Genomic DNA, 20368 nt, shown 5'->3' on the forward strand with positions numbered 1-20368 from the left:
TCCTCCTTATCGTTTCTTGAAGAATGGTGGCTTATCATCATCTTCGTTTGACAAGTCTAAATCAATACTTTGGTTAACTGGCTCAACGGGATCAAAAGCTTTCTTTTGAACACCATCGAATTGACCAGTTTGGTTACTTGGCCTTTTGCTAGTCGTGATATCCCAATTCTCAAAAGGATCATCCTTACCAGGCACGTTCTGATTTAAAGACTGGTCTTGACCAGTTCGAGCAAAAAGACCATTTTGAGCTGACTCGTTTGCTGGCTTTTCTTGTTGAACGGAACGCTTTAGAGGTTGAACACCGCCAGCCTGTAAGCCGGTAGCAATCACCGTGATTCGAATTGAATCGCCCAAATCTTCGTCCACAGAGGTTCCGAAGATCACGTTCACATCGCGGCCAGCCTCTTGGTTAATCACATCAGCAGCAGTCTGCGCTTCATACAGTGACAAATCAGGACCACCAGTGATGTTCAACAAGACATCTTCAGCACCAGACATATCCACTTCAAGCAATGGTGAGGAAATGGCTGCCTTGGTTGCATCACTTGCACGTGATTCACCGTTGGCAACCCCAACACCCATCAAAGCTGGACCGGCATTTTGCATAACTGTTTTCACATCGGCAAAATCCAAGTTAATGAAACCAGGATTGGTAATCAATTCTGAAATACCACGAACGCCCTGAGCAACGACGTCATCGACAATCTTAAAGGCTTCAGACAGTGGTGTCTTCAAGTCGATACGGTCCTTCAGCTTTTCGTTCGTGATCACAATCAAAGAATCAACGGATTCGGACAAGGCTTGTAACCCTTCAACCGCATACTTTGACCGCTTTGGCCCTTCCCATGAGAAAGGACGAGTAACAACAGCGACCGTCAAGGCCCCCATTTCTTTAGCTGCCTTAGCGACGATTGGAGCAGCACCATTTCCGGTTCCACCACCCATTCCGGCTGTCACAACAACCATATCGGCGCCCTCTAAGGCTGATTTAATTTCTTCTTCAGATTCTTCAGCTGCCTTAGCACCACGCTCAGGGTTTGAGCCGGCACCAAGTCCACCTGTTAATTTAGGTCCAATTTGAACCTTTTGACGAGCCTTTGATTTATCTAAGGCCTGGACATCAGTATTGGCAACAATAAAGTCAACCCCTTGGATGCCTTCGTCAATCATATGGTTGACCGCATTAGATCCACCACCACCAACACCAATGACCTTGATGATAGCGCCGGCTTGATCCTGCGTTTCGTCGATTGTAAAATCCATGAAAGTTACTCCTTTGGGAATGTTTTATTCGTTGTCGTCTGGTTCTGCAAACAAGGAGGCGAGCGTCGACTTTACTCGTGAAAATACTCCTGGTTTCTTTTCAGCTGGATCGAGGTAAACCCCTTCCTCGCCTTGTGCTTCAATTACATCGGTCTCACCATCGTCAACCAAGTGATAATGACTAGCTTGGTCCTTTGCTGCTTCTTCAACCTGCTGTCCCATCAGCACCGCCTTGATTTCCAAGGCTAAGTTACTTTGGAAAGCCTGATGAGAGGCATAGGCAAGCGCGCGGGCAAAGCTAGGATGGCGCAAGCCAATTTGTGTTGGCTGTGCAACCTGAACATTCGAACCAAAATGTTCTTGAGCCTTAGCAAGGACCCCAGGTGTTGCTGCGTTTCCGCCAGTAATGAGAAAACCACCAGGTAGTTCTTCAGCACCAATGGCTTGTAATTGCTGGTCTAAACGATCAAAAATTTGGTCGTAGCGCGCTGCCATAATTTCAGACAAATACTGCTCGTCAACCGCCTTTTTCTCTGTTAAGCCTACGGCATTCACATAAAATTGCTGCTTAGCCGATGCCTGGTAAGGGTCGGCTGACCCGTACTTTTTCTTAACAGATTCAGCCTCATCCACACTAATACCAAGAACAGTCGAGATGTCCTTAGTCACCTGGATACCACCCTCGTAGTCCACGGTCATATACTTTACCTTGTGATCATGGACGACAGAAGCAGTTGACTGACCACCGGCTAAGTCAATTAGAATAGCACCAAAGTCCTGTTCAGCATCATTTAGAAAAGCTGGTGCCAAAGCAATTGGCGCTAACACCAGCGACTGCATTTGTAGGCCAGCCTTCTTGACAGCGGTTTTCATCGTATCAACGACTTTACTTGGTGCCAAATAAGCTAACCCTTGGACCTCTAAGCGAACACCAATCATATCGGTTGGGTCCTTAATACCATCAAAACCATCAACAATAAATTCGTTCGGTAAGAATTCAACAACCGTTTGGTCTTGAACTGAAAGCGAATCGAGGGCCTGGTGTGTCACATTGACAACATCTTGGTTTGTAATTTGTTTATTTTGATTTTCAATCGAAACAAGGCCGGTCACCGTTTGGATATCCACATGGTTAGCTGGTAAACCAACAACCACCTCGTTAATCTCAATATTTGCCTTTGCGGCAGCCTGTGAGACTGCTTGTGAAATGGCCTCAGCCGTTTGGTTGATGTCAACAATCACGCCACGGCGTAAACCAGCACCAGGGGCACTGCCCGTAGCAATGACGTTGAAGCGACCATTTTCGCTTTGGGCAACGACCACTTTGACCATGGTTGTCCCGATATCTAATCCAACTATCACGCCATCTTGGGTCATGCAAATTTCCCCTTTTTTAATAAAAATTTAGAAACTAAACCTAAAAATAATCTTATCATATTCTACCTTAGTCTGGTAGGGCTTAGAGCCAATTTATGAGCAAGTTTTTCCGTTATGAACCGTTATACGGATATGAGTATGATCCATACTGCAAATCAACAACCCCAGTCGAAGACATTTGCGCCACAATCCCAGCATAATAGCGCATTTTATCGGCCAATGTATTCTGGCTGGCATAAACTGTATTACCATCGTTCATTGACAATACTAGTTTATCGCTATTGTTCGTGTCTGGTACAAATTTAATCTCACCGATATCCTGACGTATTGGTTTGTCCAAAGAAGAAACTGCCCTAGCAACCTTTTTAATTCGTGTCACAGAGGAAAAACCAGTATAAACAGGTCCCTGGCCATCGACTTGGTTGATTTTGCTCTGATTTCCGGCCGAATCAAGTTGGTACCATTGGTCACCCTTCTTTAGAAAACCAGCATTGATTTTCTCACCTGCTTCAATTGAAACAGTACTCTTCGTTAATGAAATTTTCACCTGCGAAATTTTATCGTTACTTCTTTTTAGCTTTTGTTCTAAAAAAGTTTCTTGAAAGAAAACTTGGTAACGGTAATCGCCCGGCTTAATCCCCACTTCTTTTTCAATTGTCTCAGATGGAATATTCCCCGCACCAACATTAACAGTCGTAATTTTCACCCACGGTTGCCAAATCACTAAAATGGTTGCGATTGTTGCCAAAAAAGCCAGGGCCACGACGGCACTGGTCCATTTGGGATGCATCCGCATTGTCATTTTAATTCTTTGCAAGGCAATTACTCCTAGTCTTTGATGACTGATTTGATCAAGCGGTAGAACCGATCGCCGGCATCGGTGATTCCAACTGCTGCCGATTGAGCCTTCATGGCTTCTGCCTGTTGGTCATTTAATAGCAAAGCATCCGCGGCCTTCACCAAGGATTCGCCATTAAAATCAGGTTCCTTAATCGACAAAGCAGCACCCGCTTCCACCAAGGCACTCGCGTTTTTAGTTTGGTGGTCACCCGTCACAAATGGTGATGGCACCAAAATGGCTGGCAGACCAAGGGCCGTTAATTCAGCAATTGATGTTGCCCCTGCTCGGGATACCAAAACATCTGCCTTTTTCATCACAGCCGGCATGTTATCAATATAAGGCAAGACCTTAATATGGTCGCCAAGTGTTAGACCACGTTCTTGTAACAAGCGGTTAAAGTTATCGATTCGCTTTGGTCCTGCCACCAAAACAACCTGGTAAGGACGGTCATTGAATGTTGAAATAGCATCAAGAGTTGCCAGGTTAATGGCCGGTGCACCTTGTGACCCACCAAAAATCAACAACGTCTTTTTGTCATCTTCTAACCCATAGCTCGTCCATGAAAAATCAGACTGGAGGTTCGCTACTTCCTGGGCTCTTGGATTACCAATCACTTCCGTCTTATCGGCTGGGAACTGGTCCTTGGCTGCTTCAAAGCCCAAGCCAATTTTTGTTGCATTTTTAGCCAAAAACTTATTGGTCACACCAGCAACTGAATTTTGCTCATGAATAACCGTTGGGATGCCCATTTGTTGTGCGGCATACAAAACAGCGCCAGAAACATAACCACCAGTTCCGACAACGACGTCGGGCTGAAAATTTTTTAAAATTTTCTTGGCAGCAGCAGTTGCCTTCAAAAATAAATAAATCGTCTTAAAGTTGGTTAACGAGAGCGAACGTGAAAAACCTTGGACATCCAATTGCATAAAGGGCAAGTTCGTCTTCGGCACGATTTGCTTCTCAACTCCACGGAAAGAACCAATATACAAAAATTCTGCTTCCGGTTCCTTTTCCTCTATGATTTTGGCCAAAGCTAAGGCCGGATAAATATGGCCACCCGTTCCACCACCTGATAACACTACTTTCATTTTTGCTCTCCTTACCCAATCTGCAAACTATTTTTTAAGGCTTGTTCGTAGGCATCCCCACGAATCTCAAAATTAGGATATTGATCCCAAGAAGCGGCTGCTGGTGAAAAAAGAACGATCTCTCCAGGTTTTGCCATTTGGACAGCCAATGGTGCCGCTTCTTCAACTGATTTCACAACCGTAACCGGTAAATTCAAGGATTCAGCCAAAGCCTTGACCTTATCGTGCGTTTCACCAAAGGCAATCACCTGACGAACATGCTTTAAATCTGGGGCCAAGCGAGATAAGTCATCTCCACGGTCTAAGCCACCAGCCAACCAAACAACTGGTTGGTTAAAGGCCGACAAGGCCGCTTGCGTTGCTTCAATATCAGTTGCCTTTGAATCGTTATAATATAGGACTTCCTGGTTTTTAAACAAAAATTCCAACCGGTGCTTCACACCCGAAAAGGTTTTCAAGACATCAATGATGCCTGCTGGGTCGGCACCTGCAACCGTTGCCGCCGCCGTTGCCGCCAAAACATTTTCCAAGTTAGGTTGACCAACAAGCTTAACGTCTTTGAAAGGCATTAGTGTTTGTCCTGCAAAAACCAAGTCATCGCCACTTTGGTGGGCATAGGCTGCTTGGTCTTGATCATCAAAGAGCAATACCTGGGCAGCAGTCTTACTTTCAATTAATGGTGTATCTAGTCCCTGGCCATTTAAAATCAGCACTTGATCAGGGCGTTGGTCTTCTGTGACATGAATCTTAGCCGCTAAGTAGGCCGTTCGCGTGTGATGAAAGTCCATATGATTGGCAAAGACATTGGTAATCACGGCAATATCAGGCTGAATCATTGGAATCCCAACTAGTTGGAAAGAAGACAATTCTAAGACCAGCGTATCATCCTTCGTCATCGCACCCACAACTTGACAAACCGGCGTTCCAATATTACCAGCGACAACGACCTTCCCCTGCTTTGGATCCGCTTGCAACATCTTCCCCAAAAGTGTTGTCGTTGTCGTCTTCCCATTTGAACCAGTAACAACAATCAAACGGCCAGTGAAAGTCGACAAGGCAACGGCTACTTCCGTCAGAATTGGAATCTTCAACCGCTCCGCCTTTTCCAACAATGGTTGTTCGTAATGAATACCCGGATTTTTAACGACAAAATCAGTATCCTCTGCCAAAGATTCTGCTTGGTCGTTTTCAGCAAAAGAAACGCCAGCAGCCTTCAAGGCTTTGACATCAGCATCTTCCTCAATTTGGTCGCGATTAGCAACCGTGACCTGTGCGCCAAGTTCAACCAGTCGTTTGGCAGCAGCCTTCCCTGATTTAGCCCAACCTAACACTAATACCTTTTTATTTTTAAAATCTAACTCTGCCATACCCTACTCCTTTTTCTGACACACACAGTGCTGATTTTTTATGTACAGTGGTTGACATAGCCAACCACTTTTAAGTTTCTAATAAAAGATGAAAACGGCCAAAATGGCTAGGACCAACCCAACTGACCAAAAGGCGATGTCAATCTGCCACTCTGACCAACCAAACTTTTCAAAAGAATGGTGAATCGGTGCCATTGGGAAAACTCGTTTATGGAAGAAGTGATAAGAAAATGTCTGAATAATGACGGACAAAGTTTCAATCACAAAGACTAGTCCAATAATTAACAGTGAAATGACGGCGTGCAACAAAATGGATTCAACTGCCAGACCAGCTCCCAAAGCAAGAGAACCCGTATCGCCCATAAAAATCTTGGCCTTTGGTAAATTGAAAATCAAGAAGCCGGCTAAGGCACCAATCAACACCAGGTTAAAGGAAACCATCGCCCAGTTGGCGGCCCAATAGGCCATGACGGCGTAGGCACCATAGGCAATCACGGCTAACCCACCCAGAAGACCGTCGAGGCCATCAGTCAGGTTAGTAGCGTTTGACCAACCAACTAACCAGAACCAGATAAAGATGACATAGAAATAGCCCAGATAAACGACACCAACAACCGGCAAATTAATGATGGCTGGCACCTTTAAGGCCCAAAGCAAAAACATTACGACAACGGCCGATAGCGTTTGTGCTGCTAATTTTGGCTTAAAAGCAAAGCCATCATCGGCATGTTTCAGTAGCTTCAAAACATCATCGACTGCACCAATCAAGGCAAATGAACCAATCGCTACTGAAAGGGTCAAAACCGTTGTGAAGGCGGTTGAATTTTCATAAGTTCTTGGCAAACAAAAAGCAACGACGATTGCCACCAAGACGAAAACGGCCCCTCCCAATGAGGGCGTACCGGCTTTTTGCTGGTGATCTGGACCCAAGACCCGAATCACGGCCTGTTCCTTACTTTGCTTCAATTTTTTGATCACCATCGGCATCAAAAGTGCTGTGATAGCCATTCCTAAGAGGAATTCTAGTACAACTGACATTACGTTCTCTCCTTAAAGTTGACGCTAATTTTACTTTGACCGGTTACCGCTGTGCCGGCCGTCACGCTTTGCTTTTCGCCATAACCAGACCCAGTTAAGGACATCTTGACCTTTGCTAAGTAGCCCCAAGTCAAAACATCGTTTTTGGTCCAAGAACTAAAATCAGGAACAGTGACTGAACCACTTGCTGTCAAGAAGACGCGTTGCCCCTTAATAGCATCCTGATTGCCCTTGATTGATTGCGCCGAAATGGTGCCACTTGAGCCCAAAGTTGTTACAGACAGCCCTGCATTTTGCAGTGTCTGCTCCGCTTGACTAATCGATAAGCCCTTCACGTCTGGCACTGTCACCTGATTGGTCTTCGACTTAACACTATCATCCCCATCGTTTAGGGCCTGAAGTATCACTGGTCGAAAGACATTATTCAATGTAATTTGAATATTGGCGTCTGGGAAAACCTGCGGCTGGCGAACTGCTATATACATAATATACTTTGGATTTTGCTCCGGCACAATTGCCATCACCGAATGAATATCATTTGTTAACCCATCCAGGTACTTTCCATTCTCGGAAATCTGCGCAGTTCCAGTCTTAGCAGCGACCTGGTAGCCAACATCAGCTAAACTATATTGTTTAGCCGTTCCATCATCGGCGTTCACAACTCCAGCCATCAAAGACAAAACTTGCTTAGCTGTACTGGCCGAAATTGGATTGGCGACCTGAGTGGTCTTGCCCTGGTAAACAACTTTCCCCGTCTCCGGATTTGTCACTCGGTCAACCAGGTAAGGTTTGATTTCCTTACCCCCGTTGGCAATGGCCGTATATGCTTGAAGTAGCTGAGCAGGGGTTACCCGAATAGCCTGGCCATATGCAGTGTTGGCCTGATCAATTGGCTGTTCAAAGGACATCGATCCGGATTCTTCGTTGGGTAAATCCATTCCGGTCTTCTTTAGGAAACGGAACTTGTTGATATAAGATTCCCAGGTACTTGCACCAAGAGCTTGTTCAAGGTGAGCAAAACCAACGTTTGATGATCGCTCATAGGCCTGGCGATAAGTTAGAATACCCTCACCGTTACCAAAAGCATCGACAACCTTCTGGCCGTTAATATCGTAAGTTCCAGATTGGTAAGTAGCATTTGGATGCCACTTGCCTTCTTGAATAGCGGCTGCCAATGTAATGGTCTTCATGGTTGAACCTGGCTCAAAGGAACCTTGATTAATCAGGTTTTCCCAAGCGGATGAAAGTCCGTCTTGTGTATTTGGATCAAAATTTGGCCGTTGCGTAGCAGCCACAATCTTACCTGTTTTCGCTTCCATCAAAACGGCGACTGCTGATTTTGCTTTTGTACCAGCGAAAAGGACATCCATCCGGTTTTCAAGCGTTGCTTGCAACTTTTCATTCAACGTTAAGGTCACGTTATTGCCATTTTCAACCTGATTCTTTTTAGAAGTCTCATTCTGATTTCCAAGAGAAGTCTGAATACCATCCTTACCACGTAAGGTACTGTTTTTAAAGGCTTCAATGCCTAAAATACCGCCAAGTGTTCGCTGACCGGCAGAGTTCTGCGTTGAATTTGTTAGACCAATAATATGTGAGGCCATCCGGTTATTCGGATAATAACGGGATGGCTGGGAATTAAACTTAATGCCCGTCAAATTTAAGGCCTTAATCTTATTGTAAGTATCGACACTTAAGTTTTTTGCCTTCGGACCAAATTCGACCTGAAGCTTGTTAGAGGTCAACTGAGCATATAAGTCATCATAGCTGATACCAAGAATGCCACTCAGTTTCTGCGCGGCATCCTTCTTATCAACCACGTAGTCAGGCTTGCCTGTCTTCGTTACTTGCTTTTTATCCAAAACGGCATACATATCATAAACCGTTGAGTTGTCCGCAAGAACTTGACCATCCGAATCCAAAATTTGCCCACGAGTAGCCGGCACTGTTTCCTTTTGCATAAAGGTTAGTCGAGTGGCAGCGGTTAAGTTATGGTTGTTGACTACCTTAAAACCAGCAATCTGAAAAAGACGACCACCCATGATTAAAATAACAAAGAAAGCCCCCACAAAGAGGAGGGCACCGAAACGCTTACCGTTCCGTGTTATTTTTTTCCCGAGTTGTCGTCTTTTCTTCTGCTTCATCTGCTTACTGGTTTACATTCCGAACGTTGTTAGTACTCTGTTCCATATTAGCTGATTGGGCAACCTTTTCCAAGTTGTCACGATTCGTTTTTGATTGAATGTCACCACGATAAGAGTCATTTTCCTCTTTCACATTGGTCACCTTCTGGGAGATCTGTTCATTTTGAGCATCAACTCGTTGCATGGTCACAGTTGTTGCCACTGTTCCCATCATCAACAGTAATACAATAGCGGCCATAAAAATAACCAAGCCACGCTCGCGTTTCGTCCAGACAGCTGCCTGGTAGCGCTTTTTGGTCCGAACTTTCTTGGCAGACGGTGTGGTAGGCTGCTCAGGTAAAGCAGTCGCCAAATCTTGGTAACGATAAGCGTTTTGTGCCATTTTTGAACTCCTTTACTAGTATCTTTTTCAAACAAAAATCATCACATTACCTGCTGAAAGCGTTAAGAATCTTCCCGCTTCAACCGGACAATGCCTCTTAATTGTGCCGAAGCAGACCGATGATTTTCTGCTTGCTCTTCTTCACTTGGCTTAATCGCCTTACGTGTTAATAATTCATAATCTGCTTGCATTTGTTCAGGCAAGAGTGGCAAGCCACGTGGTAAATCAGGTGTGGCTGCCTTTTCACGAAACATCTGCTTAATCAAGCGATCTTCTTGGGACTGGAATGAAATTGCTGAAATCCGTCCTTGAACAGCCAAAAGGTCTAAAGCTTGCGTTAGTGAATCCTCTAAAGCTCCTAATTCGTCGTTAACGGCCACTCTCAGAGCCTGGAAGGTCCGCTTTGCCGGATGACCCCCATGGCGCCTAGCTGGTGCTGGAATTGCTTCTTTAATGATTTCAACCAGGTCAAAGGTGGTTTCAATTGGCTTGACTGCCCGCGCCTGTTCAATCTTACGAGCGATAGCCTTACCAAAGCGGTCTTCTCCATAACGAGTCAACACTCGGACCAAATCAGAAAATGGCCAGTCATTGACAATGACCTTTGCCGTTAAGTCCTGGCGACGATCCATGCGCATATCCAATGGCGCATCGTGGTTATAAGAAAATCCTCGATCGCCTTGATCAAACTGAACGGATGACACGCCCAAATCATACAAAACACCATCAACTTGGTAAACACCAAGGTCATTTAGGCTTTGCTTCAATGTGCGGAAGTTCTGGAAGACCAAAACTAATTTACCAGCAGCAATTTCTTGCTCGTACTGCTTTTGATTATGTAAGATAGCGGTCTGATCTTGGTCAAAGGAATAAAGGGTCCCAGTGGTCAATTCCTTAAGAATTTCGCCAGTGTGGCCCCCGCCCCCCAAAGTCGCATCGACGTAAATGCCGTCTGGCTTGACCGCCAGCAATGCAACCGCCTCTTTTTGGAGGACCGTTACGTGTTCAAATGCCATTTTATTGTCCTCCTGTTTAACACTTTTCTCATCCATCAGTCTATTCGCGTTGAATAGACGACTTTAAAAATCAAAGTCGACTAATCCCTCAGCAATTTCATCAAAGTTTTCAGCAGTATCCTCTGTATAGGCCTGCCAATTTTCCTTAGACCAAATTTCAAAGGAATCGCCGGCACCCGTCACGACCACTTCTTTGTCAATCTGGGCATAGTCCTTCAGGTTGCCATCAACAATGATGCGCCCCTGCTTATCAAACTCTGCTTCTTTAGCACCGGCTAAAACAAAACGCTTAAAGGCCCGGGCTTCTTTTTTCCCGAGCGGCAAAGTATTTAACTGTTCCTCTAAGTTTTGCCAAACCGACATCGGCATGGCCCGTAAAGCATGTTCCATCCATCGGACAACCACAAAGGATTCACCCAATTGATTTCTAAACTTAACCGGAATGGTGAGCCGGCCCTTGGGATCTAAATTATGTGAAGATTCCCCCATGAACATCGGCACACCCTCCTTTCTTAAAGATAACTTAACAATAATTTACCACATTCCCCCACATTCCTCCACTCTTCTTGTAATTTTTTTAAACCGCTAGTAATAAAAAAAGCTTAAACCCTAAAAAATCAGGATTTAAGCTAAGTGGGGAATTTCCCCTATCTTTTCAAAATCACAGCCAGAACACACAAGACAAGTAGCAAAATAATGCCAATAATGCCAGTCGCCTGCCAATAACGATGGCAGAAGAAAGCAAGTCGTTGGCGATGCCACAAAGCTATCGAACTCCAAATTGCCCCAATCAATAGCCAAACAACTAAAACAGCTAACAAATCAGACCGATAAAAGGCTGCACCCCAGGTTAAATGTGCGAAAACAAATGTCGGAATAACAGCAAGGTCCAGGACCCCAATTTTTGGAAAAGAGCGATAAAAAAGTCGCCACAAAATAATTAAAAAGAAAATGGCTAACCAAATGGCAGGCCAATAAAACCACGTCATAAGCATTCACCTCTTCGTCAACTTTACCAAGGTCAGTTGAGAATTTCAATTTCACCCCTGCATATGTTATGATAAATTTAAATTACTCAGGAGAATGTTGCTACCAATCATGGCCAGAAAAAAAGCTAAGAAAAAAGTAAGTCAAACACCCGTTCAAAAAAATACAAACGTTGATACCGAGCTTCAAGAAGAAGTCATCCGTCAATTAGATAAACGACCAATCCCAAAGGTTGAAAAGAAAAAGAAGAGTAAATTCCAGGTTTGGACTTGGATTATGTCAATCTTCATGGTTGTTGTCATGGCCGGTTCCGTCATCTACGCCGCCATCGCCGCCATTGGCCACTAAAAATTAATCAAAAAATGCCGACCAATTTCTGTGGTCGGCGTTTTTATTATGTTGATTAATTTTATTCAACAGACAACAAGAATGGGTAAAGGTCCTGACCACCGTCATGAACTTCACATTCTAAGTCCTCATCAAGCTCAGCAACCGCTTCCGTCAAAGCTTTGATATCTTTCTTCTTAGCATCCTTACCAGTAATGATCGTGACAATTTCACTATCATCATCTAACATCTTTGCTAAAGTATCCTTGGCTGTTTCCAATAACTTTTGGCCAACCACAACGATTTCGCCATCAACCATTCCAAGCCAATCACCCTTTTTAATGGTTTGGCCATTCAGAGTTGTATCACGAACCGAATGAGTAATCTGACCAGAAACAACTGTTGCCAACTGTTCAGTCATGGCTTCTTGGTTATCCGTTACCGAAGCAGCCGGATTGTAACCCAGCATTGCCGTTAGACCTTGTTGAATCGTTCGCGACTTCACCACTTCAACTGGGACATCAACCAAGTCTTTTGCCTGGTCAGCAGCCAAGAAGATATTTGAGTTGTTTGGCAAAATAATTGCCGCTTTTGCTTGTGACTTCTCAATGGCTTCGACAAAATCAGCCGTTGAGGGGTTCATCGTTTGGCCACCAGTAATCACCTGGTAAACACCCAAAGAATCGAATAGTTGTGCAACACCATCACCAGCTGCTACTGCAAAGACCGCTACATCAGGTGCCGGCTTTTGTTCTTGTGCCGTTTGCTGGTTCTTTTGATCTTCTTTTTCTTGTTCGTCAATGACGGCCTGCTGTTGGTCACGCATGTTGTCAACCTTGACCTTAACCAATGAACCAAATTCACCACCCCAATGAATGATTGCCCCGGGATCTTCCGTGTGAACGTGAACCTTGACAACATCTTCGTCATTGATAACCAAGAGCGAATCACCCTTGTCGGCAATGTAATCGTAAAAGGTTTGGTAGTCAAATGGCTTTTCAACAGTTGTCCCCTTACCAATTTCGACCATGACTTCTGTACAGTAACCGTACTTAATGTCTTCCGGCCGTAATGATTCATTTGCTTGGGCACCCGCATGCAACTTTGAAACCATCTGGTCAAGTTCCGCGTTATCAGGCGTTTGCAGGCTTTCTTCTGAAACCGTACCCGAAATCACTTCGGCAAAGGCTGACAAAACCAAAACAAGACCCTGGCCACCAGAATCGACCACACCAACTTCTTTCAAAACAGGCAAAAGGTCTGGTGTCTTATCCAATGCCACCTGAGCAGCATGAGCTACTTGATCCATCATCGTTAGCAAATCAGCACCAGCGTTAGCCGCTTCATCAGCAGCCGCAGCGGATTCGCGAATCACCGTTAAGATAGTTCCTTCTGTTGGCTTCATTACTGATTTATAAGCAACTTGAGCTGCCATCATCAAGGCATCGGCCAAATCTCGAGCTGAAAGGTTATCCTTGTCGGCCAAAGAATCAGCCATGCCACGGAAGATTTGCGACAAAATCACACCAGAGTTCCCACGAGCTCCCATCAAAAGGCCCTTTGCCGTCGCCTTCGCTAAGGCCCCAACCGTTTCTTCCTGGGCATCACGCTCATATTGCGCACCTGAAGCCATTGACATGGCCATATTGGTCCCCGTATCCCCATCAGGAACAGGGAAAACGTTTAACTTGTTAATGTTCTCCGCATTCGCAGTCAACTTGGCCGCGGCGGCATTGACCATCTTGCCATAATCGGCAGCAGTGATAGTCATTATTTTTTCTGCAGTCATCTTCTTTTTAATCCTTGGTTTCAATTCCTTGGACAATCACGTTAACTTCGGGTACATGAATTCCCAAATAACTATCCAAATAATACTTGACCTTGCGTTGAACCGATGTGGAAATCTCTGCTAACTTCATGCCGTAACGCACAACGATATAAACATCCACAATAACACCAGCGTCCGTTTGTGAAACAACAACGCCTCGGCCATAATTTTCCCGATTCAAAATTTGGTTAACACCATCACGCAAAGCAGCCCGTGAAGCCATCCCAACCACACCAGGGTTGGCAATTGTGGCCCCACCAACAACCGACGCGATTACGTCGTTTTCAATTTTGATCTCGCCATTTTGAGTTTGAATCTTAATTGCCATCACGTTGTTGTGGGACAAAAGCCCCACATTCCTTTCTGTTTACGATAATCCTATTTTACCATGTTCTAAGAAAAGGTTCTAATTTGCCAACTAGCGGCTTTCATGTCTTTTGCCATGACATCGATTGATGGTCAAAATCAGCTCCTTGATGACCACAAGCCATCATCACCAACTGATAATAAAAAAACCACCGTCAAGTGGTGGTTTTTAAACACGTTCGATTGAGCCGTTCTTCAATCCGGCCTTCAAAGTACGTGCCGTTAAGTAAACTTTCTTAGGTGCGGAACCGTTAATCTTAACAGTAACCTTTTGCAAGTTTGGCTTCCAGCTACGACGACTTGAATTCAAGGCGTGTGAACGTTGATTACCAAAACGGGTGCGTGCACCAGTAATTGCATCTTTTGCCATGTCTGACCCTCCTATCCGAGCCGAGGTATTGTTCATGCTCTTCTTATCAACAATACAATATTTTACCAGAATAAAAGACCTTTAGCAAGAGCAGAAATCGATTTAACCATCGGTTCCACCTCAAATTCAAAGGCAATTCGCTCTATACGAGTCTTTTACCACTGTTTATCCAGAAAATTACTTATACTAAAGTTTTTCCTAATCCAGTATAACCAATTCCAGCACTAAAGGCAAAGCAAATCGTCAGCTTTGCCTTTTTACCTGATTTACGCTGGCAATCAACAAGACTAATTTTCAATCATCTTATTCATTAGTAGCGCAAGCACTAAAAAAGGGGTGTCAGCACAATCACTGCCGACACCCCAATTAAATTTGAAATTATGCGTACTTTTGCAAAATTTGAGCTAATTGCTCTTTGTTATGGAAACCAGTAATTCGTTCTACAGCCTGACCATCCTTTGTCACGACCAAAGTTGGAATTGCACGGATGCCAAAGTTGGCAGCCGTTTCCTTGTTTTCATCAACATCAACCTTATAAAAGTTGATATTCTTAGTAGCATCTTCATCAGACAAAGCATCTAAAACAGGTGATTGCATCTTGCAAGGTCCACACCAAGTTGCCCAAAAGTCCGTAATGGCAACGCCAGTAGCGGTTTCTTTTTCGAAATTTGCGTCAGTAATTGCTGTTACAGCCATTTACTTACCTCCATCTTTACTCTGAGTAACAATCATGATTCCACTGTCAAAAGACAAGTGGACCAATTCATTAATAAATTCATTTGATGACCACATTATAGCCTTACTTTCTGGCTGTGTCAAGGTATACTTCGCATCGATAATTTTCAAATTATCAACTAGACCCAATGGCATAAAACCGAGATATTTCATGCCATCAATGTGCTTCACCACCTTTTGCCCGGGCAACAAATAGGAAACAACATTCTGCTTATCGACCAGTGCCACTCGTTCTACTAAATCTGGCAAATCGATTTCTTGTGCCAATTCGGTAAAACCCTCCATTGCTGGAAAAGTTAAATTAGCCAAAAGATGATCCAGACGGCCACCGGTGGCCCCATAAACCCTGATTTCATCGGCTCCAAGACTAGCAGCGGCCTTAATGGCTAGTTGCGTATCAGTAAAGTCTTTTTCGGGTGGAAAACGATAGACATGGTTGGCTTCCAAATGGCTGATAACTTTCTCAAACTCCTCTTTTGTCAAAGAGTCAAAATCACCCACCACCGTTTGAAAGTCCATCCCGGCCTGCATCAGGTACCAGGCACCGCGGTCAGCACCCAACCACTGTCCTTCTTGCTCAAAAATATCGTCAGGCCAAAATTCAGTCGGACCCCCAGCTAAGATATTAATTCGCATCCATTCATCCTTTCTTTTCGAAAAAAGCCAAGCAAAAAATTTGCTTAGCCCATTCTGGATTATTATTTAATAGCGAGATTGTTTTACTTAGTTAAATCCAACAACTTGGCAACCTTAGCAGCTGGATCTTTCTTATCGTAAACATATGAACCAGCAACGAAGACGTTGGCACCGGCCGCAGCCGTCAACGCAATGGTCTTGTCATTGATACCACCGTCAACTTCGATATCGTAGTCCAAGCCATTGTCTTGCTTATAGGTAGACAATTCCTTAATCTTTTCAACCATTTCTGGCAAGAAGGCTTGACCACCAAAACCAGGGTTAACCGTCATGACCAAGACCTGGTCCACCATGCCTAACACAGGAATAATTGCTGATACCGGTGTTCCAGGATTAATAACCACTTCAGCCTTCACACCAGCAGCCTTAATCATTTGCAAAACACGGTGAATATGTGGCGTTGCTTCCACGTGGACACCAATCAAATCAGCACCAGCTTCAGCCAATGCTTCAACATGGTTTTCTGGGTGGACAGCCATCAAATGAACATCCAAGAACAAATCAGTTTGTGGCCGTAATTGCTTTACCCAAGCTGGACCATAAGCCATCGATGGGACAAATGACCCGTCCATCAAATCGACGTGCAAATACTTAGCACCAGCCTTTTCCACCAAGGCGACATCTTCGCCTAACTTTGTGACATCTGCACTCAAAATTGATGGAGCAATAATTCCTGCCATGTTTTCCTCTTTTCCTCAGCGCTCAGCATTGAACGAATTCATTGTCGAACAGACAAGTGACCTTCTTACTGACGCCATTTTTGGCTCGTCTTTTGGTAGACTGGCCGTTTCCCTTTAATAATTTGATAAAACAGTTCGTAACTATTATACCGTGCCTGTGAAATACTGCCAAGGGCAACCCCTTCTTTCACCGCACAGCCAGGTTCATTGATATGCGAACAAGTCCGAAAACGGCACTGACCGCTGACTGCTTTGATTTCAGGAAAGTAATTTCCTAATTCTTCAACCGGAAAATCAAAGACTTCATAGGATGAAAAGCCCGGTGTATCAGCAATCAAAGCCTCAAAGGCTGGTACTAAGATTAACGATACTTGTCGGGTCGTATGCTTCCCACGCGAAAGCGCCTTTGAAACGACACCCGTCTCCAACTGCAATTCTGGTGCCAAAGTATTCAGCAACGTTGACTTGCCGGCTCCTGTTTGACCCATTGCGACCACAACCTGATTTTTCAAAATTGGCTGAAAGGCGGTGGCGACATCTTCGTCCGAAACGATGACATCGTAGCCAATCGCACGATATTCGGCTAAGGTTGCGTCAAAATTCTGTCGATCAGTCGAATCAAGCAAGTCCATTTTTGAAAAATAGAGAACAGGTTTCACACCCGCGGCCTCAAGTGCCACCAACTGCCGGTCCAACAAATTTTGAGAAAAAGCTGGTTCGACTACCGATGTCACCACAATTGCTAAATCAACATTGGCAATGGGCGGGCGCACCAAATCATTTTTCCGATCATGCAACGCCCAAATAAAACCCTCGCCATTTTCTGATTCAAAATCAGCAAAATCGCCGACTAAGGGGCGGTGGTTTTTTTGCCGAAATTGCCCTCGCGCTCGCGTGCGCTCGACAACTCCGTCATCCATCATAATGTCATAGTAACCGGCCAATGACCGAATAATCCGTCCTGTTTTCATACGCTTAGTATAGCATATTTTTAAAAATTCCAGTGCACACCGTAAGCCGAATCTTAACAAAAAAGAAAAAAATCTAATCCTTGATGAGTCTGATTTTTAAACAAAAAAAGCCACTAAAAAGTAGCTTTTTTGTCATCACTATCAATCAAAAATCCAAATTAATGGTTATTCGACGAGGATGAGGCGGAACTCGAAGATGAAGATGAAGACGAGCTCGATGCATTATTATTTGAATTATTACTATTGTTGTTACTATTCGAACTGCTCTCCTGGCCAGAAGAAATCGTCAAGGTCACCGTCTTATCTGAAGTAATTTGCGACCCAGATGGTGTATCTTGAGCAATCACTTGACCACTTGGTTGGTTAGAATTCGTAAAGTTAAAACTGAGTTGAATTCGATTGGCGTTTGCCCAACTAATCGCATCACTTTGGTTCTTACCAACCAAGTTTGGCACTTGTACCTTACTTGGACCAGTTGAAACCGTTAAGGTAATTGTCGTTGAACTAGGATCAACAGAGGTAAAGGCCGCAACCGATTGCGAGATGACTTCCCCACTAGGAACATCAGAACTAGCTTGGCTTTTTCGCTTAACGGTGAAGCCCTGACCACTTAACTGTGCAGCTGCCTCGCCATAGCTCCAACCACTATAATCCGCTAAGCTGACCTTATTCCCACCAGAGGAAACCACCAAAGAAACGGAAGTTCCCTTCTTTAGGTAGGCACCCGACCCAGGTTTCGTCTTAATCACTTGACCATTAGCCACCGTCTTAGACGACGCATAAGTTGGACTGGAAACCGTCAATCCAGCATTAGAAAGCTTACTTTCAGCTTGGTTTAAGGACATATTAGTAACATCTGGCATGGTAACGTAGTTACTTTCAAAATAGCTCGCACCGCCAATCCCAGCCAATAACAAGAGTAACATTACTAAGGAAACGACCCACTTTTTGGCCGACTTGTACTTAACGCCATTTTTTGACAAAACCTGACGAACAAACTTCGGCGTCCGATCAACTTTCGTGGCAATTTCTTTAACTGACATCCCCTGCTTAGCGTAATCAATAATTTGCTCAGTAACTGATTTTCCTTCTTCAGGATCCTTTAAAGTATCGGGGTCAGCTACGTAAGGTCGGTCGGATAAATCTGTATCGACTAAACGTGTCTCATCAGAGGTCTCCGGTACATAACGTTTTTCTTGAGATCGTCTTTTGGACAACGAGGTCTTGAGATCATCGGCCATATCTTCAGCTGAAAAATAACGATCTGCTGGATTTTTAGCCGTTGCCCGCAAAATAACATTTTCTAATGGCTGGGGAACCTGACTGTCAAAATCGCGCACAAAAGGCATTGGCATGTTTCCATGCTTATAAGCCACTTGTTCGGGCGTATCACCTTGATAAGGCACTCGGTTCGTCAAAAGTTCGTACAAAATAACACCCAGTGCATAAATATCGGACTGGGCAGAGGCATGCTGACCGATTGGTAGCTCCGGTGCCAGGTAGTGAATAGAGCCAATCACCGTGTGTACCTGAGTCAACGACTGCGATTTTTTGGCCGTCGCAATCCCAAAATCGGTAATCTTCACTTGCCCTTGTTTATCAATCAAGATATTTTGTGGTTTCAAATCACGATGAATAATACCGGCACGATGGGCAGCAGCCACCGCATCCAGGATCTGTTCCATGATATCAACTACTTCGTGATAAGGGATTGGAAAATGCGCCTGGGTATAATCCTTCAAATCCATCCCATCGACATATTCCATCACTAAATATGAGGAGCCATCAAATTCACCGGCATCATAAACCTGCACAATATGGTCATTGATTAAAGCAGTTGCTGATTTTGCCTCACGTTGAAAGCGTTCAACGGCATCCGGTTGGTCCTTGATATCCAATCGAATCATCTTCAACGTGACATCACGGTTCAAATAAGTATCAAAAGCTTGGTAGACATTGGCCATGCCGCCACCACCCAGAGGGCGCACTACTCGGTAGCGGTGATCAATCATCGTTCCTTGTTCCATTAATTTTGCCTCCCTGTTCGTTGCGGCATTTCTTGGTTATTATCTGGTATCTGACGAACGTCGGCAAAGGCCTTAGCCGCCATTTGCTGGTTTGGATTCATTAAATCAGTCACCAGCAATGCTGTAATATTGTCCGGTGCCTGGCGCGCATTGGCTGCCTTCATCAGGGCCCGGATTCGTTCGGTCAAATCTAAGACAGAACCCAATGGTGGCTCATTTCCCGGACGGTGGCGTCCTGGTTGGAGCAGCTTGACCTGGTCCTCAATTGAAAGAACCTTGGCCAACCCATCGGAGGTCAAATAGAGCCAATCGTCTTTTTTAGGGACAAAAGTCGTCCACTCAAGGTCAACTTTTTGATTAACCCCCAAATAGCGGGTCAAAGAATTGGCCTCAGGTAGGTTTTCATCATAAATTTGACCACTATCACGCTTGATTTCATTACGCAGGGTATGGTCAAAGGTCAACAATTCAGCACTTTTTCCCCGCAACAAATAGGCTCTGGAATCACCAGCGTTTGCGACTAAGATTTTCCCTGGCAAGCAAGCAGCCAAAACCACTGTTGTCGCCATATTGTTAACCCGCGGATTTTTTTGTCCAGCTAACAAAATCGCGCGGTTGGCCAAAGCAGCCTGATGCACTAGCCAGTCCTTCACGCTTTCTGGATCGGTCATATTCTTTTTTTGCCAAGCAGAACCAAGTGTTTCCACCACAATTTGACTGGCCTGCTTAGAGCCTGGATTAGAGGCAACGCCATCAGCGACAATCACTAAAGCTTCGCCCGATTGATTATAAAAGGCGCCCACTGCGTCTTGATTATCGACCCGTGTAGGGCCTTTTTCGCTGATATAAGCAATTGCCATCGTAT

Annotated in this window: 21 protein-coding genes; 2 read left to right on the forward strand and 19 right to left on the reverse strand. The window is 44.6% G+C overall.

From position 1 onward, the window contains the following. Positions 1 to 6: 6 nt before the first annotated feature. From ftsZ to mraZ, 10 genes are all read right to left on the reverse strand, one after another. Positions 7 to 1263, reverse strand: a complete 1257-nt coding sequence (ftsZ, locus tag FT12353_RS03480) for a cell division protein FtsZ (RefSeq protein ID WP_047974353.1) — start codon at positions 1261 to 1263, stop codon at positions 7 to 9. A gap of 24 nt (positions 1264 to 1287) precedes the next feature. Beyond that, positions 1288 to 2640 (reverse strand): cell division protein FtsA, encoded by a 1353-nt coding sequence (ftsA, locus tag FT12353_RS03485; protein ID WP_059393225.1) that lies wholly within the window; start codon positions 2638 to 2640, stop codon positions 1288 to 1290. A 112-nt stretch (positions 2641 to 2752) separates the two neighbouring features. Next, positions 2753 to 3457, reverse strand: coding sequence for a cell division protein FtsQ (locus tag FT12353_RS03490; RefSeq protein ID WP_203618470.1), 705 nt, complete (start codon positions 3455 to 3457; stop codon positions 2753 to 2755). Between the two features lie 11 nt (positions 3458 to 3468). Continuing rightward, complete coding sequence (murG, locus tag FT12353_RS03495) at positions 3469 to 4569, reverse strand: undecaprenyldiphospho-muramoylpentapeptide beta-N-acetylglucosaminyltransferase (protein ID WP_059393226.1); 1101 nt, start codon at positions 4567 to 4569, stop codon at positions 3469 to 3471. An 11-nt stretch (positions 4570 to 4580) separates the two neighbouring features. Continuing rightward, a complete protein-coding gene (gene murD, locus FT12353_RS03500) occupies positions 4581 to 5936 on the reverse strand; it encodes a UDP-N-acetylmuramoyl-L-alanine--D-glutamate ligase (protein ID WP_203618472.1) in 1356 nt (451 codons plus the stop codon). A gap of 78 nt (positions 5937 to 6014) precedes the next feature. Continuing rightward, positions 6015 to 6974: a phospho-N-acetylmuramoyl-pentapeptide-transferase gene (gene mraY / locus FT12353_RS03505; RefSeq protein ID WP_168778516.1), complete on the reverse strand. Its 960-nt coding sequence runs from the start codon at positions 6972 to 6974 to the stop codon at positions 6015 to 6017. Further along, entirely contained in the window at positions 6974 to 9118 is a 2145-nt protein-coding gene (locus FT12353_RS03510; RefSeq protein ID WP_059393229.1) for a peptidoglycan D,D-transpeptidase FtsI family protein, read from the reverse strand. The genes mraY and FT12353_RS03510 overlap by 1 nt, the downstream gene beginning before the upstream one ends. A gap of 4 nt (positions 9119 to 9122) precedes the next feature. Next, positions 9123 to 9500: a hypothetical protein gene (locus FT12353_RS03515; RefSeq protein ID WP_059393230.1), complete on the reverse strand. Its 378-nt coding sequence runs from the start codon at positions 9498 to 9500 to the stop codon at positions 9123 to 9125. Between the two features lie 62 nt (positions 9501 to 9562). Next, positions 9563 to 10516, reverse strand: a complete 954-nt coding sequence (gene rsmH / locus FT12353_RS03520) for a 16S rRNA (cytosine(1402)-N(4))-methyltransferase RsmH (RefSeq protein WP_059393231.1) — start codon at positions 10514 to 10516, stop codon at positions 9563 to 9565. Positions 10517 to 10579: 63 nt separating this feature from the next. Beyond that, positions 10580 to 11011: a division/cell wall cluster transcriptional repressor MraZ gene (gene mraZ, locus FT12353_RS03525; RefSeq protein WP_059393232.1), complete on the reverse strand. Its 432-nt coding sequence runs from the start codon at positions 11009 to 11011 to the stop codon at positions 10580 to 10582. Between the two features lie 588 nt (positions 11012 to 11599). Between mraZ and FT12353_RS03530 the strand changes: the two genes are divergently transcribed. Then, positions 11600 to 11851 carry a DUF4044 domain-containing protein gene (locus FT12353_RS03530; RefSeq protein WP_059393234.1) on the forward strand — a complete coding sequence of 84 codons (252 nt, stop codon included), beginning with the start codon at positions 11600 to 11602 and terminating at the stop codon, positions 11849 to 11851. Between the two features lie 61 nt (positions 11852 to 11912). Here FT12353_RS03530 and fakA read toward each other — a convergent pair whose 3' ends face one another. Then, positions 11913 to 13619: a DAK2 domain-containing protein gene (gene fakA, locus FT12353_RS03535; protein WP_203618474.1), complete on the reverse strand. Its 1707-nt coding sequence runs from the start codon at positions 13617 to 13619 to the stop codon at positions 11913 to 11915. Between the two features lie 7 nt (positions 13620 to 13626). Then, positions 13627 to 13986 carry an Asp23/Gls24 family envelope stress response protein gene (locus FT12353_RS03540; protein WP_047974342.1) on the reverse strand — a complete coding sequence of 120 codons (360 nt, stop codon included), beginning with the start codon at positions 13984 to 13986 and terminating at the stop codon, positions 13627 to 13629. A gap of 102 nt (positions 13987 to 14088) precedes the next feature. Here FT12353_RS03540 and FT12353_RS08580 point away from each other — a divergent pair, with 102 nt between their 5' ends. Continuing rightward, a complete protein-coding gene (locus FT12353_RS08580) occupies positions 14089 to 14211 on the forward strand; it encodes a hypothetical protein (RefSeq protein WP_275403534.1) in 123 nt (40 codons plus the stop codon). Here FT12353_RS08580 and rpmB read toward each other — a convergent pair. The 7 genes from rpmB to FT12353_RS03575 form a co-directional block, all read right to left on the reverse strand. Further along, entirely contained in the window at positions 14194 to 14394 is a 201-nt protein-coding gene (gene rpmB / locus FT12353_RS03545) for a 50S ribosomal protein L28 (protein WP_047974341.1), read from the reverse strand. The genes FT12353_RS08580 and rpmB overlap by 18 nt on opposite strands. A gap of 378 nt (positions 14395 to 14772) precedes the next feature. Beyond that, a complete protein-coding gene (trxA, locus tag FT12353_RS03550) occupies positions 14773 to 15090 on the reverse strand; it encodes a thioredoxin (protein WP_047974340.1) in 318 nt (105 codons plus the stop codon). Next, on the reverse strand, positions 15091 to 15765 hold the full coding sequence (locus FT12353_RS03555; protein ID WP_059393236.1) for a thiamine diphosphokinase: 675 nt from the start codon (positions 15763 to 15765) through the stop codon (positions 15091 to 15093). It lies immediately after the preceding gene. 83 nt (positions 15766 to 15848) lie between these two features. Further along, positions 15849 to 16505: a ribulose-phosphate 3-epimerase gene (rpe, locus tag FT12353_RS03560; protein ID WP_168778522.1), complete on the reverse strand. Its 657-nt coding sequence runs from the start codon at positions 16503 to 16505 to the stop codon at positions 15849 to 15851. Between the two features lie 65 nt (positions 16506 to 16570). After that, a complete protein-coding gene (gene rsgA / locus FT12353_RS03565) occupies positions 16571 to 17476 on the reverse strand; it encodes a ribosome small subunit-dependent GTPase A (RefSeq protein WP_059393238.1) in 906 nt (301 codons plus the stop codon). A gap of 158 nt (positions 17477 to 17634) precedes the next feature. Further along, complete coding sequence (gene pknB / locus FT12353_RS03570; RefSeq protein WP_203618476.1) at positions 17635 to 19503, reverse strand: Stk1 family PASTA domain-containing Ser/Thr kinase; 1869 nt, start codon at positions 19501 to 19503, stop codon at positions 17635 to 17637. After that, a complete protein-coding gene (locus FT12353_RS03575; RefSeq protein ID WP_059393240.1) occupies positions 19503 to 20363 on the reverse strand; it encodes a PP2C family protein-serine/threonine phosphatase in 861 nt (286 codons plus the stop codon). The genes pknB and FT12353_RS03575 overlap by 1 nt, the downstream gene beginning before the upstream one ends. Between the last annotated feature and the right edge of the window lie 5 nt (positions 20364 to 20368).

It is taken from the genome of Fructobacillus tropaeoli, from assembly GCF_016860625.1.
In the GTDB taxonomy this organism is placed as follows: domain Bacteria; phylum Bacillota; class Bacilli; order Lactobacillales; family Lactobacillaceae; genus Fructobacillus; species Fructobacillus tropaeoli.

What these genes read in the sequence shown, in the direction of transcription:
- ftsZ (WP_047974353.1), bottom strand. Translation starts at nt 1,263, where the DNA reads ATGGATTTTACAATCGACGAAACGCAGGATCAAGCCGGCGCTATCATC.
- ftsA (WP_059393225.1), bottom strand. Translation starts at nt 2,640, where the DNA reads ATGACCCAAGATGGCGTGATAGTTGGATTAGATATCGGGACAACCATG.
- murG (WP_059393226.1), bottom strand. Translation starts at nt 4,569, where the DNA reads ATGAAAGTAGTGTTATCAGGTGGTGGAACGGGTGGCCATATTTATCCG.
- murD (WP_203618472.1), bottom strand. Translation starts at nt 5,936, where the DNA reads ATGGCAGAGTTAGATTTTAAAAATAAAAAGGTATTAGTGTTAGGTTGG.
- mraY (WP_168778516.1), bottom strand. Translation starts at nt 6,974, where the DNA reads ATGTCAGTTGTACTAGAATTCCTCTTAGGAATGGCTATCACAGCACTT.
- FT12353_RS03510 (WP_059393229.1), bottom strand. Translation starts at nt 9,118, where the DNA reads ATGAAGCAGAAGAAAAGACGACAACTCGGGAAAAAAATAACACGGAAC.
- FT12353_RS03515 (WP_059393230.1), bottom strand. Translation starts at nt 9,500, where the DNA reads ATGGCACAAAACGCTTATCGTTACCAAGATTTGGCGACTGCTTTACCT.
- rsmH (WP_059393231.1), bottom strand. Translation starts at nt 10,516, where the DNA reads ATGGCATTTGAACACGTAACGGTCCTCCAAAAAGAGGCGGTTGCATTG.
- mraZ (WP_059393232.1), bottom strand. Translation starts at nt 11,011, where the DNA reads ATGTTCATGGGGGAATCTTCACATAATTTAGATCCCAAGGGCCGGCTC.
- FT12353_RS03530 (WP_059393234.1), top strand. Translation starts at nt 11,600, where the DNA reads ATGTTGCTACCAATCATGGCCAGAAAAAAAGCTAAGAAAAAAGTAAGT.
- fakA (WP_203618474.1), bottom strand. Translation starts at nt 13,619, where the DNA reads ATGACTGCAGAAAAAATAATGACTATCACTGCTGCCGATTATGGCAAG.
- FT12353_RS03540 (WP_047974342.1), bottom strand. Translation starts at nt 13,986, where the DNA reads ATGGCAATTAAGATTCAAACTCAAAATGGCGAGATCAAAATTGAAAAC.
- FT12353_RS08580 (WP_275403534.1), top strand. Translation starts at nt 14,089, where the DNA reads ATGTCTTTTGCCATGACATCGATTGATGGTCAAAATCAGCTCCTTGAT.
- rpmB (WP_047974341.1), bottom strand. Translation starts at nt 14,394, where the DNA reads ATGGCAAAAGATGCAATTACTGGTGCACGCACCCGTTTTGGTAATCAA.
- trxA (WP_047974340.1), bottom strand. Translation starts at nt 15,090, where the DNA reads ATGGCTGTAACAGCAATTACTGACGCAAATTTCGAAAAAGAAACCGCT.
- FT12353_RS03555 (WP_059393236.1), bottom strand. Translation starts at nt 15,765, where the DNA reads ATGCGAATTAATATCTTAGCTGGGGGTCCGACTGAATTTTGGCCTGAC.
- rpe (WP_168778522.1), bottom strand. Translation starts at nt 16,505, where the DNA reads ATGGCAGGAATTATTGCTCCATCAATTTTGAGTGCAGATGTCACAAAG.
- rsgA (WP_059393238.1), bottom strand. Translation starts at nt 17,476, where the DNA reads ATGAAAACAGGACGGATTATTCGGTCATTGGCCGGTTACTATGACATT.
- pknB (WP_203618476.1), bottom strand. Translation starts at nt 19,503, where the DNA reads ATGGAACAAGGAACGATGATTGATCACCGCTACCGAGTAGTGCGCCCT.
- FT12353_RS03575 (WP_059393240.1), bottom strand. Translation starts at nt 20,363, where the DNA reads ATGGCAATTGCTTATATCAGCGAAAAAGGCCCTACACGGGTCGATAAT.